Here is a 12902-nt window from a genome sequence, read left to right on the forward strand (position 1 = left end):
TTTATAGCATATTCTAGTGCTGCGAATTAAAGGTTATCAATGAACTCAACAGCGCGGCCAATGTAATTGGCTGGGCTTAGCTCTTTTAATTGCGCTTTAACTTCTGCCGGTAGCTCAAGGGTGTCGATGAACTCGGCCATAGCCGCCTGATCAACACGCTTACCACGAGTAAGCTCTTTTAGCTTTTCATACGGCTTTTCGATGCCGTACTTACGCATTACCGTTTGAATTGGCTCAGCAAGTAGCTCCCAGTTTTGGTCTAGCTCGGCAAGTAAACGGTCGGCATTTACTTCTAGCTTGCTGATCCCTTTAAGAGTTGCCTGATAAGCGATCAGGGTATAACCCATGCCAACACCCAGGTTACGTAGAACCGTAGAGTCGGTCAGGTCACGCTGCCAGCGTGAGATGGGTAGCTTTTGCGCCAGGTGAGCGAAGATCGCATTGGCCAGCCCCAGGTTACCTTCTGAGTTTTCAAAGTCGATCGGGTTAACCTTGTGTGGCATGGTCGATGAGCCGATCTCGCCAGCTATGGTCTTTTGCTTAAAGTGGTTAAGAGCGATGTAACCCCAAACGTCACGATCGAAGTCGATAAGGATGGTGTTGAAACGCGCTACCGCATCGAACAACTCGGCGATGTAGTCGTGTGGTTCGATTTGCGTCGTGAATGGATTAAAGGTTAGACCTAGGCTAGTCACAAACTTTTCAGCGTGTGTGTGCCAGTCGTAATCCGGGTAGGCACTTAGGTGAGCATTGTAGTTACCAACGGCGCCGTTGATTTTACCTAGCATGCTTACTTGAGCAACTTGATCGCGCTGGCGCTTAAGACGCATGTACACATTGGCGAATTCTTTACCCATGGTTGACGGTGAAGCAGGCTGACCGTGAGTACGGGTCATCATGGCTACCGACTTGTATTCAATGGCTTTATCTTTTACCGCGTCAAGTAGCTGATCCATGTAAGGAAGCAATACGGTATCGCGCGCTTCGCTTAGCATCAGGCCGTGTGACAGGTTATTGATGTCTTCAGACGTACAGGCGAAGTGGATAAACTCGTTAACGGCGTTAAGCTCGGCGTTGTCGGCCACTTTTTCTTTTAGAAGGTATTCAACCGCTTTTACGTCGTGGTTAGTTGTGCGTTCAATCTCTTTAACACGGGCCGCATCGGCTTCGCTAAAGTTAGCAACTATGCTATCAAGCAGGGCATTGGCTTCTGCGCTTAACGCTGGAACTTCTGCAATTTCCTTGGCCTCGGCGAGGGCTTGTAACCAACGTACTTCTACTTGTACGCGGTATTTGATCAGACCAAATTCACTAAAAATGCTACGTAGTTCAGTTGTTTTACTACCGTAGCGCCCATCTACCGGAGAGATCGCGGTTAACGCTGAAAGCTCCATATTAACTCCTAAGTTACGTTGAACGATTTATCTTTTGTTTGCCTGCAAGCGCGAGACTTGAAAGCCGGGGTTTAAATGTGTTCTTTAGCTAAGGCCAATATTTTGCGTTTGGCAAATATAAAGTGACGGCGTTTACCACCTACCTGGCGCCATAGCACCGCCGCGCGTATGCCTGCCAAGAGCAGGGCGCGGATACGGTTTTGAATGCTGCTTTGTTTTAATAGTGCCGGTTGCCCAAATACCTGAATGCGTTGCCCTAAGGGGCTGATGATGCGGGCGTAAGTGTCGGCGAAAGCAGCAATAATAGACTCATCCAGTAAGTCTAAGTGCTGTAATTTATTTTTTACTTGGTCAATGTCGCGGCCGAGCTCGGCCAGAGCTTGCGGCTTGCTGCTGAGAATACGCTCAAGTTGAATTAGACCGCCGACGTATTTGACCAGCTCGACATTTTTATCGCTGCCCGGGCTTAATTGCGCAACCAAGGCGCGATAACCGGAATGAAGATTGCGACTGCCGCCGTAAATTTGTTCGGCATTGTCGGCATCGGTCGCTAGCAGGGAATTAAGCAGCGGCTCGATTTCATGCTGTTGCGACTGACCGTATTTGGCCAATTTTTGTACCTGCAGGGCTACTTGACACATGGCTGCCAAGGCCATCACTTGATTGGCATTCATGTTAGCGGATCACCGAGTCAATAATGCCGCCACCGAGGCACACTTCGCCGTCGTAAAATACCGCCGATTGGCCAGGAGTCACCGCTTTTTGCGGCTCATCGAAGAGCACGCGGGCGACACCGTCTTCACCAACTAACAAGGTACAAGGGATGTCATGCTGACGGTAACGGGTTTTCACCGTTACGCGCGCCGTGCCTTTAGGGCCAACGCGGTCAACCCAATGCAGCTGATCTGCATTAAGACCATTGCTGTAAAGGCGAGGGTGGTCTTTACCCTGACCTACAACCAGCACATTGCGCTCTATGTCTTTGTCGACCACATACCAAGGCTCACCAGAACCTTCTTTTAGGCCGCCGATATGCAGGCCTTTACGCTGACCTAGGGTGTGATACATGAGACCTTCGTGCTCACCCACCTCATTGCCCTCGGTGTCTTCGATAACACCGGGCTGAGCCGGCAGGTAACGTTGTAAAAAGTCTTTAAATTTGCGCTCGCCGATAAAACAGATGCCGGTGCTGTCTTTTTTGTCGTGTGTGATTAAACCTTGTTGCTCGGCGATTTCTCGTACTTGCGGTTTAGGTATATCACCAACGGGGAACAGGGTTTGGGCAATGTGCTCATGGCTTAGGGTGTACAGGAAGTAACTTTGATCCTTATTGTTGTCCTCACCGCGGAGCATGGCGAACTTACCATCGCGTTCTTCACGGCGCACATAGTGGCCGGTGGCGATATAGTCGGCGCCCAAGGCTTCGGCGGCAAACTCTAAGAAGGCTTTAAACTTGATTTCCTTGTTGCACATGATATCTGGGTTTGGCGTACGTCCTGCCTTGTATTCGGCAAGGAAGTATTCGAACACGTTATCCCAGTATTCGGCGGCAAAGTTAACCGTGTGTAATTCGATTCCTAACTTTTCACAGACCATTTGTGCGTCCTTCAGATCTTCTGCAGCGGCACAATATTCATCGTTGTCGTCTTCTTCCCAGTTTTTCATAAACAGGCCTTCGACTTGATAGCCTTGCTCTTTTAACAGGTAAGCGGATACGGATGAGTCAACACCACCGGACATGCCGACGATTACTTTAATTTGGCTGTTATCGCTCATAGGAACTGAATTTTCACATCACTTGGCTTTAAAGGCGCGAATTATATCACGCTTACCCAAGGGCTTGAAGTAGCAAGCGCGCTGGTTATGCATCAACTTGATAGTGTAAATAGCTAAGCGGGATTAGCGGCTGCGATTGGGCATCATGAATACATTGGCGTACCAGATCAGAGCGAAGGGGAGAGGTTTCAATTTCTTCCAGGGTCAGCCAATGGCAAGCGATAATATCGCTATCCTGTGGCTGTGTTCTCTCGCATTCATCAAGCTCGGCGTAAAAGCAAAAACGCAGATAATGGACGCCGTTTTTTGCCTGTAAACTGTATATACCCACCAGGCCAGAAGGTATGGCCGTTAACCCGGTTTCCTCAAAAAGCTCCCGGGCACAGGCATCGAGCAGTGATTCATTTTCTTCTAAATGCCCGGCGGGCTGATTAAAAACCACTTCGCCGCTGAGCTTGTCGCGTTCTTGTACCATCAAATAACGCTCGCCGCTTTTGAGCACCATGGCCACGGTGACATTGGGTCTATACATGCTGTTTCTCCAACCGGTATTCACCACTTTTTAAATCGCCCAGGCGATAGGCGCCTATGGCGGCACGAATGAGACGCAGGGTCGGATGTCCAACATGAGCGGTCATGCGTCGAACCTGGCGATTACGGCCTTCACGAATTTGTATTTCCAACCAGGTGGTGGGGATATTCTTGCGCTCGCGTATCGGTGGCGTGCGCGGCCAAAGCCCTTGTGGCTCGGCAATAATCTTCACCTTGGCGGGCAGGGTCATGCCGTCATTGAGCTCGACACCTTGTTGTAACATCTGCACGGCCTGATCGCTGACTGCGCCTTCTACCTGAACCCAGTAGGTTTTATAGGTGTTTTTTTTGGGGTTGGCGAGCTGGTGCTGCAACTTGCCGCAGTTGGTCAGTAGCAAGAGACCCTCGGAGTCGCGGTCGAGCCGACCGGCGGCATAAACCTGCTTGATGTCTATGTAGTCGGCGAGGGTTCTGCGATTCGCATCATCGGTAAACTGGCACAGCACGTCAAAGGGTTTATTGAATAAAACCACTTTAATTTGTTCCGGCGCCAAGCTTGGCTTGGCGGGTTTACGCTTGAACCAGTGTTTATCTGCTGGTTTTCCTGCGAAGGGGCGTGGGCGCGTGTTATTTGGCTTTTTTGTCATGGAGTTAAAATAAAAAAAGGCACCCGATTGGATGCCTTGATAATGCAATCGATACGATTAAGCTAGTTTAGCAAGAATCGCATTGAAAGTATTGCTTGGACGCATAGCTTTGAACGCAAGCTCTTCATTTGGCTGGTAGTAACCGCCGATATCCATGCTTGGACCTTGAGCGTCGTTTAGCTCGTTGATGATGGTCTGCTCGTTCTCGCGAAGTAGCGCCGCTACCTCGGTAAAGCGTGCTTTAAGATCTGCATCCAGGTCTTGTGCCGCCAGTGCTTCAGCCCAGAACAGAGTTAGGTAGAAGTGGCTACCACGGTTATCAATTTCACCCACTTTACGTGACGGTGACTTGTTCTCGTCAAGGAACTTAGCCGTTGCTTGATCCAGTGTATCAGCAAGTACTTGCGCTTTGGCATTGTTAGTGCGAGCGCTCAGGTGCTCGTAAGATGCAGCTAGAGCAAGGAATTCACCTAAAGAATCCCAACGTAGGTGGTTTTCTTTTTGGAACTGTTGCACGTGCTTAGGAGCACTACCGCCCGCACCTGTTTCGAATAGACCACCACCGTTCATTAGCGGCACGATAGATAGCATTTTCGCACTGGTACCCAGCTCAAGAATTGGGAATAGGTCAGTTAGGTAATCACGCAGTACGTTACCTGTTACTGAAATTGTGTCCTTACCTTCTTTGATGCGCTCAAGTGAGAACTTAGTCGCTGCAATTGGGTCAAGGATATGGATTTCCAGGCCTGCGGTGTCATGCTGTGGCAGGTAGGCGTTAACCTTTTTGATAAGCTCGGCATCGTGTGCGCGCTCTTCGTTTAGCCAAAATACTGCTGGTGTGTTTGTAGCACGGGCACGGTTAACGGCAAGCTTAACCCAGTCTTGGATAGGTGCGTCTTTCACCTGACACATACGCCAGATGTCGCCGGCTTCAACGTCATGCTCAATAAGCACATTGTCGTTGGCATCAACAACACGCACCTTACCGGCGCTCTTGATTTCAAACGTTTTGTCGTGTGAACCGTATTCTTCAGCTTTCTGTGCCATTAGGCCCACGTTAGGTACGCTGCCCATGGTGCTTGGATCGAATGCGCCGTGCTCTTTACAGAACTCAACGGTCGCATCGTATACACCAGAGTAGCAACGATCTGGAATTACGAAAGCCGTGTCTTGTAGCTGACCGTCGGCGTTCCACATTTGACCAGAAGAGCGGATGGCCGCAGGCATAGACGCATCGATGATCACGTCGCTTGGTACGTGTAGGTTAGTGATACCGCGGTCTGAATCTACCATGGCAACCGCTGGGCGCTGCTCGTATACCGCCATGATGTCGGCTTCGATTTCTTTGCGCTTGGCTTCGTCCAGGTTTTCGATGCGAGCGTATACATCACCGATACCGTTATTCACATCCACACCCAGCTCTTCAAATAGGGCACCGTGCTTAGCAAATACATCTTTGTAGAAGACTTTAACCGCGTGACCGAAGATGATTGGGTCAGATACCTTCATCATGGTGGCTTTCATGTGCAATGAGAACAAGATACCTTGTGCTTTAGCTGCGTCGATTTGCTCGGCGATAAAGGCCTGTAGCTTAGATGCGCTCATGCATGAACCGTCGATGATCTCGCCATCTAACAGTTTTACTTCCGGCTTCAATACCGTGATGTCACCGTTAGTTGCGACGTGCTCGATACGTACGCTGGTTGCTTTCTCAATGGTCACAGACTTTTCAGAACCGAAGAAGTCGCCGTCCGTCATTGATGCTACGCGAGACTGAGAGTCTTTGCTCCATTTACCCATTGAGTGTGGGTTTTTGCGGGCATAGGCTTTTACCGATGCTGGCGCGCGACGGTCAGAGTTACCTTCACGTAGAACCGGGTTTACCGCACTGCCTTTAATTTTGTCATAACGAGCTTTAACGTCTTCTTCTTGCTCGTTTTTAGGCTCATCTGGGTAGTTAGGAAGAGCATAACCCTGGGCCTGCAATTCTTTAATAGCCGCTTTAAGCTGCGGGATTGAAGCACTGATATTAGGAAGCTTGATGATGTTCGCTTCTGGCGTCTTAGCCAATTCGCCTAATTCGGCAAGCGCGTCGCCAATACGCTGGTCTTCGTTTAAAAACTCAGGGAATACGGCAATGATACGGCCGGCAAGAGAGATATCGCGAGTTTCTACATCGATACCGGCAACGTTTGAAACTGCTTCGATTACAGGAAGCAAAGAATAGGTAGCCAGAGCTGGCGCCTCATCAGTCTTGGTGTAAATGATTTTCGAGGTCATTTTGTGTCCTAATTTATCGTTATGTATTATCGGCCTAGGTAAAAATTTCACCTAAATTAGCCGACATTTGCTGTCACTGCGGTGCAGTGTATCAAGCAAAAGAGAAAAGCTCCATTCAACTTAAGGTTAGGGCGAATGTTAAAATTTCAAGTATAGTTTACAAAATGGACGGAAACTTTACGTTGCGACGCGCAAATTCATGGGGATAGGGAAGGGATCAAAGCGAGCTAGTTACTGCATAAGCTCGCTCTCAGACGTGACCGAACAGCTAGGCTGTTACTGCAAAACGCTCACTATTTACCGACTAAACGCCTTCGGAGCCATCAGTGGGTAGAATGTTTGTGGCGTGTAGACCCTTGGGGCCTTGTTGCAGTTCGAAGGTTACATCCTGGCCAGCTTTTAGTGTTTTGTATCCATCCATCTTAATGGTTGAGTAGTGCGCAAAGATGTCTTCCTCACTGCCTACTTCCTGGATAAAACCGAACCCTTTGGCATTGTTGAACCATTTGACTTTTCCACAAGCCATACTTCTACATCCTTCTATAAGTTGACTAATTTAGTTAATCTAAACCTGATAGTTTGATAGACTGGCTAATAGATAGACAGCCCAAATCTGACTGTAGTTTATTTGTCCATTCAGTCAAGTTTTTTGTGCATTTTTTTAACAGTTTATTTATTTTTGATTTCGGGTTTGCTTGAGATCTACAGAGAAGACTATATTTATTTATGAGTGGAATGAAAGATTCTGGTGTTGTAGAGCGCAGCCGTGACGAGCAGAAGCAAAAGTTACAGCCGCCGCGTAAATATAAGGTGATACTCAACAACGACGACTACACACCAATGGACTTTGTTATCGAAGTTTTAATGACTTTTTTCAATATGGATAGCGAAAGAGCAACAGACGTTATGCTCAAAGTTCACCATGAGGGTAAAGCGGTATGCGGTATCTATCCTGCAGATATTGCCCACACCAAAACCGAGCAGGTTAATCGCTATGCCAGAGAGCATGAGCATCCGCTGCTTTGTAGTTGTGAGCAGGAATAACGAGTTTTTCAGTTTTGGGGGTTGCCAATGCTAAATAAAGATCTTGAAATTACTTTAAACGATGCGTTTAAAGAAGCCCGCACCCGTCGTCATGAATTTATGACGGTCGAGCATTTATTGCTGGCGCTATTGGATAACCCATCGGCCAACGAGGCCTTAATCGCTTGCGGTTCGGACCTGGCTCTGTTGCGTACCGAGTTGTCTGAATTTATCGATGAAACCACGCCGGTTATATCCGACCTTGAGCAAGAACGCGAGACTCAGCCAACCTTGGGTTTTCAACGTGTGTTACAGCGCGCCGTGTTTCATGTGCAGTCGTCCGGTAAAAGTGAAGTAACCGGCGTTAACGTGCTCGTGGCTATTTTCTCTGAACAAGAAAGTCAGGCCGTTTATTTACTTAAAAAGCATGACGTAAACCGTCTTGATATCGTCAACTTCATCTCCCACGGCATTTCACGCGCCGATGATGAGAATGAACATATCGACGACCATGAGGAAATTTCCGAAGAGTTGGTCGGCGACGCCAGCGAAGAGCAAAATATACTTGATAAGTACACGACTAACCTCAACGTCGAGGCGCAAAAGGGTTCCGTTGATCCACTTATTGGTCGCGATCAGGAAGTCGAGCGTACGGTGCAGGTGTTGTGTCGTCGTAAAAAGAATAACCCCTTACTGGTGGGTGAAGCCGGGGTGGGTAAAACCGCCATCGCCGAGGGGCTTGCGTATCGTATCGTGAATAACGAGGTACCCGAAGTTATCGCCGATGGCGTGGTGTACTCGCTGGATATGGGTGCCTTGTTAGCCGGCACCAAATACCGCGGTGATTTTGAAAAACGCTTAAAGAGCCTGCTTAAACAGTTGCAACAGCAACCGGGAGCCATTCTCTTTATCGATGAAATTCACACCATTATCGGAGCCGGAGCAGCCTCGGGCGGGGTGATGGATGCCTCGAACCTGATCAAACCTTTGTTATCAAGTGGCCAGTTACGCTGTATGGGCTCGACCACCTATAACGAATTTAAGAATATTTTCGAAAAAGACCGTGCCTTGGTGCGTCGATTCCAGAAAATCGACATCAATGAGCCGAGTGTCGATGACACCACGAAAATTCTTAACGGTTTAAAAGAGCGCTACGAAGAGCACCACGGCATTCGCTATACGCAAAAAGCACTGCGCGCGGCGGCCGAATTAAGTGCCAAGTATATTAACGAGCGTCATTTACCGGACAAGGCCATCGACGTGATCGATGAAGCCGGCGCCAATCAGCGCTTGCAGCCAGTGTCCAAGCGTAAGAAAACCATCAATGTGGCCGATATTGAGCAAATTATCGCTAAGATTGCCCGTATTCCACAGCAAAGCGTGTCTTCGTCCGATAAGGAAGTGTTGAAGAATCTGGACCGCAACCTCAAGATGTTGGTGTTTGGTCAGGACCAGTCTATCGACGCGCTGTCATCGGCCATTCGCTTATCCCGCTCGGGGTTAGCCAATGAAGACAAGCCGGTCGGTTCATTCCTGTTCGCCGGTCCTACCGGAGTGGGTAAAACCGAGGTCACCAAGCAACTGGCCAAATGCATGGGTATCGAGTTTTTACGCTTCGATATGTCCGAATACATGGAACGCCATGCTATCAGCCGTTTGATCGGCGCGCCTCCGGGTTATGTGGGGTATGAGCAGGGTGGTTTGTTGACCGATGCGGTGATCAAGCATCCTCACGCGGTGGTCTTACTCGATGAAATCGAAAAGGCGCACAGTGATATTTACAACATCCTGTTGCAGGTGATGGACCACGGTACACTGACGGATAACAATGGCCGTAAGGCCGACTTCCGTAATGTGGTACTGGTATTAACCACCAATGCCGGGGTGCAGGAAACGGTGAAAAACAGCATCGGCTTTGCCGATCAAGATTCCTCGTTTGATGCCATGAGCGAGATCAACAAGGTGTTTTCACCTGAATTTAGAAACCGTCTTGATAACATTATCTGGTTCAATCACTTGGATAGTAACGTTATCTTGCAGGTGGTGGATAAATTCCTGGTTGAACTGCAAGCTCAGCTTGATAAAAAGTCGGTTAATTTGGAGTTGAGTGAAGCTGCTCGTCGCTGGCTGGCAGAAAAAGGCTATGACAAGGCGATGGGCGCACGTCCTATGGCACGGGTTATTCAGGAGCAATTGAAAAAACCGTTGGCCAATGAAATTCTCTTTGGCAGTCTGGTCGATGGTGGCGATGTTCAGGTCGATCTTGATACCGACGATGATCGCTTGGCTTTCACCTATGCGGCTCAATTAAGCCCAGCCTAACGATTTGTCGTTAGGTTAAATCAGATAACAAAAAGCCCAGCATTTGCTGGGCTTTTTGCTAAATCGGCTTAGCGTGCACGCATATTAACGAGCACGGAAAACGATACGGCCTTTTGATAGATCGTAAGGCGTAAGTTCCACTGTTACTTTATCGCCAGTTAAAATACGAATGTAGTTTTTACGCATTTTACCGGAAATGTGAGCCACAACCACGTGACCATTCTCAAGCTCTACACGGAACATTGTATTAGGCAAGGTTTCTAGTACCGTACCTTGCATTTCAATTACGTCTTCTTTCGCCATATCTAGCGTAACACCTCTGTGATAGTTAAACGCATGGGATTGTGCCGAAAAGCAACGGATAAGTAAAGCCAAGGCACTGAATTTGTCGATTTTACAGGCAAATTACATCTTCCCAATGATTATTGCGCAGTTGTTGTGCTGGTAAGTACTGTAGCTTGTATCGCATCTTGCGACATTGGTCTATTTGATAGCCAAGATACAGGTAGCGCTTGCCCCAATCGGCGGCCAATTGGATCTGTTTAATGATCATCAAACTACCAAGACTCAATTGCTCATAATCCGGATCGAAAAAGGTATAAATGGCCGATAATGAATGGGCCATCACATCGGTCACCGCTACGGCGATCAGTTTGTCTCTGTCCCAAAGTTCAATAAAGTCGATATCCATCCAGTGACAAAACAAAAAGCTGTCAAATTGTGAGCGCTGCGGCGGATACATGGTGCCGTCGCTATGGCGGGCATTAATGTAGCGTTCGTACAAAGGATAATAGTCGGCTTTTTCACGTTTACTGATGCGAACATGGAAGTCTTTGGCCTTGGCTATGAGGCGTTTTTGTGAGCGGCTTGGCGTATAATGGGGCGCTAACACCCGCACCGCCTGACAGGCATTGCAGGTGGGACAATGAGGCCGGTAAATCTGCTCGCCACTGCGTCTAAAACCTTGTTTTAATAGGGCTTCAAATCCGTTTGGACTGTAACAAATTGGGTCTAGTATAACCAGTAATTGCTCTTCCTGAGCGGCCAAGTAGCTACAAGGAAAACGCTGACTTAGGCCGATTTTAATCGGAAGGTGTTGCGTCATAAGGAGTCTCTAACTGCCGAGCTTGCCAAAACGACAAGTCTATCGACTGATGGTTACTTTCCTTTAGTTTAGTCAAAAATTGCTGGCGTGACAGCGCCTTTGCCCCTAATTGCGCAAGGTAGGGATTCATTAGCTGACAATCGATAAAGGCGCCATTATTGGCCTTGAGTAATTCAACCAGCGCCAACATGGCGAGCTTGGAGCACTCCGGCACACGAAAGAACATCGACTCACCACAGAAAACCCGTGATTGCATAATCCCATACAAGCCACCAACCAGGCTATCGCCTTGCCATATTTCAACACTGTGTGCCAAGCCGTTTTCATGGGCGTGAATATAGGCTTGCTCCATGGCATCGGTGATCCAGGTGCCTTCGGTGTCTTGGCGCTGCATCTTGCAGGCATGTATGACATCGGCAAAACAGGTATTGATGGTCACTCGGGTGTTGAGGCGACGTGCTGCCTTTTTAAGGCTGCGACTGACATGAAACTCATCCAGCTCTATGATGGCGCGCTCACTTGGCGACCACCACATGAGCGGCTCACCTTCACTGTACCAGGGAAAAATACCTTGTTGATAGGCCTGTTGCAGGCGTGCAAGCGATAAACATCCGCCTATGGCAAGTAAACCATCGGGTTGGGTCAGGGCGGTGTCGGGGTCGGGGAAACCTTCGGCGACGCTGCCAAGGTAATGCAAATATTGAGTCATAAAAGCTGGGGTTTAAGGTCTTAACCCTAAACCCCATTTATATTACTTAAGGTTATCTAAGTAACGTTCGGCATCAAGTGCCGCCATACAACCTGTACCGGCCGAGGTAATGGCCTGACGGTAGATATGATCCGATACGTCACCGGCAGCAAATACGCCTTCGATGCTGGTTTGTGTGGCATTACCGTTAAGACCAGACTCAACCACTAGGTAACCGTCTTTCATTTCCAATTGGCCTTGGAACATGTCGGTGTTTGGCTTATGACCGATAGCAATAAACACACCAGCTAAATCAAGCTCTTCCGTTGCATCGGAATGGCTGTCTTTCATGCGCAGGCCGGTTACGCCCATATCATCACCCAATACTTCGTCTAGCGTACGGTTCCAGTGAATAGTAACGTTACCGTTCTCGGCTTTTTCGATCAGGCGATCCGATAGAATTTTCTCACTGCGGAAACTGTCGCGACGGTGAATAACATGTACTTCGGAGGCGATGTTCGACAGGTAAAGCGCTTCTTCAACGGCGGTATTACCACCACCGACAACCGCTACTTTCTGGTTCTTATAGAAGAAGCCGTCACAGGTAGCACAGGCAGACACACCACGGCCCTGGAATGCGGTTTCTGATTCTAGACCCAGATACTTAGCCGACGCACCGGTGGCGATGATTAAAGCATCGGCGGTGTAAGTGCCGCTGTCGCCTTTGAGTTCGAATGGGCGCACATTAAGATTCACTTCGTTGATGTGATCAAACACGATTTCAGTTTCAAAGCGTTCGGCGTGCTCTTTCATGCGTTCCATCAGCGCCGGGCCGGTCAAACCGTGGGCGTCACCAGGCCAGTTTTCAACTTCGGTAGTGGTGGTCAACTGACCGCCTTGCTGAATACCGGTAACCAATACCGGGTTTAGGTTTGCACGGGCAGCATAAACGGCGGCTGTGTAGCCTGCAGGGCCTGAGCCAAGAATAAGTAATTTACAGTGTTTGGCGCTCATAATACTTCTCAAATGAATTTATAGAATTAGGTTATGCGGGTGATTCTAAGAAAAACAATCCATATGTAAACAAAATTACGAATTTTCCATTTGCTTAAATACTTAAGCTGTCAAAATAACTG

Annotated in this window: 13 protein-coding genes; 2 read left to right on the forward strand and 11 right to left on the reverse strand. The window is 48.5% G+C overall.

Annotated features, from left to right (window positions below; translation table 11 throughout):
* Positions 1-26: 26 nt before the first annotated feature.
* The 7 genes from purB to cspD form a co-directional block, all read right to left on the reverse strand.
* Positions 27-1394, reverse strand: a complete 1368-nt coding sequence (gene purB, locus C2M36_RS05870) for an adenylosuccinate lyase (protein ID WP_105254129.1) — start codon at positions 1392-1394, stop codon at positions 27-29.
* A gap of 71 nt (positions 1395-1465) precedes the next feature.
* Positions 1466-2068 carry a high frequency lysogenization protein HflD gene (hflD, locus tag C2M36_RS05875; protein WP_105254130.1) on the reverse strand — a complete coding sequence of 201 codons (603 nt, stop codon included), beginning with the start codon at positions 2066-2068 and terminating at the stop codon, positions 1466-1468.
* 1 nt (position 2069) lies between these two features.
* A complete protein-coding gene (gene mnmA / locus C2M36_RS05880) occupies positions 2070-3170 on the reverse strand; it encodes a tRNA 2-thiouridine(34) synthase MnmA (protein ID WP_105254131.1) in 1101 nt (366 codons plus the stop codon).
* Between the two features lie 85 nt (positions 3171-3255).
* Entirely contained in the window at positions 3256-3702 is a 447-nt protein-coding gene (locus C2M36_RS05885; protein WP_105254132.1) for an NUDIX hydrolase, read from the reverse strand.
* Positions 3695-4348 (reverse strand): pseudouridine synthase, encoded by a 654-nt coding sequence (locus C2M36_RS05890; protein ID WP_105254256.1) that lies wholly within the window; start codon positions 4346-4348, stop codon positions 3695-3697. The genes C2M36_RS05885 and C2M36_RS05890 overlap by 8 nt, the downstream gene beginning before the upstream one ends.
* A gap of 57 nt (positions 4349-4405) precedes the next feature.
* Positions 4406-6628, reverse strand: coding sequence for an NADP-dependent isocitrate dehydrogenase (locus C2M36_RS05895; RefSeq protein WP_105254133.1), 2223 nt, complete (start codon positions 6626-6628; stop codon positions 4406-4408).
* Between the two features lie 304 nt (positions 6629-6932).
* A complete protein-coding gene (gene cspD, locus C2M36_RS05900) occupies positions 6933-7154 on the reverse strand; it encodes a cold shock domain-containing protein CspD (RefSeq protein WP_105254134.1) in 222 nt (73 codons plus the stop codon).
* A 200-nt stretch (positions 7155-7354) separates the two neighbouring features.
* Between cspD and clpS the strand changes: the two genes are divergently transcribed.
* Together clpS and clpA are read left to right on the forward strand one after the other, a co-directional pair.
* Positions 7355-7672 carry an ATP-dependent Clp protease adapter ClpS gene (gene clpS, locus C2M36_RS05905; RefSeq protein ID WP_105189777.1) on the forward strand — a complete coding sequence of 106 codons (318 nt, stop codon included), beginning with the start codon at positions 7355-7357 and terminating at the stop codon, positions 7670-7672.
* A 27-nt stretch (positions 7673-7699) separates the two neighbouring features.
* Positions 7700-9973 (forward strand): ATP-dependent Clp protease ATP-binding subunit ClpA, encoded by a 2274-nt coding sequence (gene clpA / locus C2M36_RS05910; protein WP_105254135.1) that lies wholly within the window; start codon positions 7700-7702, stop codon positions 9971-9973.
* An 84-nt stretch (positions 9974-10057) separates the two neighbouring features.
* Here the strand turns inward: clpA and infA are convergent, their stop codons facing one another.
* The 4 genes from infA to trxB all read right to left on the reverse strand — a co-directional run bounded on the left by infA (position 10058) and on the right by trxB (position 12783).
* The gene (gene infA, locus C2M36_RS05915; protein WP_023401681.1) at positions 10058-10276 is read right to left on the reverse strand and encodes a translation initiation factor IF-1; all 219 of its coding nucleotides are present in this window, start codon (positions 10274-10276) and stop codon (positions 10058-10060) included.
* Between the two features lie 91 nt (positions 10277-10367).
* Positions 10368-11078 (reverse strand): arginyltransferase, encoded by a 711-nt coding sequence (locus tag C2M36_RS05920; protein WP_105254136.1) that lies wholly within the window; start codon positions 11076-11078, stop codon positions 10368-10370.
* Positions 11056-11787 carry a leucyl/phenylalanyl-tRNA--protein transferase gene (gene aat, locus C2M36_RS05925; RefSeq protein WP_105254137.1) on the reverse strand — a complete coding sequence of 244 codons (732 nt, stop codon included), beginning with the start codon at positions 11785-11787 and terminating at the stop codon, positions 11056-11058. The genes C2M36_RS05920 and aat overlap by 23 nt, the downstream gene beginning before the upstream one ends.
* Before the next feature lie 42 nt (positions 11788-11829).
* Positions 11830-12783: a thioredoxin-disulfide reductase gene (gene trxB, locus C2M36_RS05930; protein WP_105254257.1), complete on the reverse strand. Its 954-nt coding sequence runs from the start codon at positions 12781-12783 to the stop codon at positions 11830-11832.
* Positions 12784-12902: the final 119 nt, after the last annotated feature.

Origin of the sequence: Pseudoalteromonas sp. T1lg75, from assembly GCF_002964705.1 — a bacterium.
Lineage (GTDB): Bacteria > Pseudomonadota > Gammaproteobacteria > Enterobacterales > Alteromonadaceae > Pseudoalteromonas.

What these genes read in the sequence shown, in the direction of transcription:
- purB (WP_105254129.1), bottom strand. Translation starts at nt 1,394, where the DNA reads ATGGAGCTTTCAGCGTTAACCGCGATCTCTCCGGTAGATGGGCGCTAC.
- hflD (WP_105254130.1), bottom strand. Translation starts at nt 2,068, where the DNA reads ATGAATGCCAATCAAGTGATGGCCTTGGCAGCCATGTGTCAAGTAGCC.
- mnmA (WP_105254131.1), bottom strand. Translation starts at nt 3,170, where the DNA reads ATGAGCGATAACAGCCAAATTAAAGTAATCGTCGGCATGTCCGGTGGT.
- C2M36_RS05885 (WP_105254132.1), bottom strand. Translation starts at nt 3,702, where the DNA reads ATGTATAGACCCAATGTCACCGTGGCCATGGTGCTCAAAAGCGGCGAG.
- C2M36_RS05890 (WP_105254256.1), bottom strand. Translation starts at nt 4,348, where the DNA reads ATGACAAAAAAGCCAAATAACACGCGCCCACGCCCCTTCGCAGGAAAA.
- C2M36_RS05895 (WP_105254133.1), bottom strand. Translation starts at nt 6,628, where the DNA reads ATGACCTCGAAAATCATTTACACCAAGACTGATGAGGCGCCAGCTCTG.
- cspD (WP_105254134.1), bottom strand. Translation starts at nt 7,154, where the DNA reads ATGGCTTGTGGAAAAGTCAAATGGTTCAACAATGCCAAAGGGTTCGGT.
- clpS (WP_105189777.1), top strand. Translation starts at nt 7,355, where the DNA reads ATGAGTGGAATGAAAGATTCTGGTGTTGTAGAGCGCAGCCGTGACGAG.
- clpA (WP_105254135.1), top strand. Translation starts at nt 7,700, where the DNA reads ATGCTAAATAAAGATCTTGAAATTACTTTAAACGATGCGTTTAAAGAA.
- infA (WP_023401681.1), bottom strand. Translation starts at nt 10,276, where the DNA reads ATGGCGAAAGAAGACGTAATTGAAATGCAAGGTACGGTACTAGAAACC.
- C2M36_RS05920 (WP_105254136.1), bottom strand. Translation starts at nt 11,078, where the DNA reads ATGACGCAACACCTTCCGATTAAAATCGGCCTAAGTCAGCGTTTTCCT.
- aat (WP_105254137.1), bottom strand. Translation starts at nt 11,787, where the DNA reads ATGACTCAATATTTGCATTACCTTGGCAGCGTCGCCGAAGGTTTCCCC.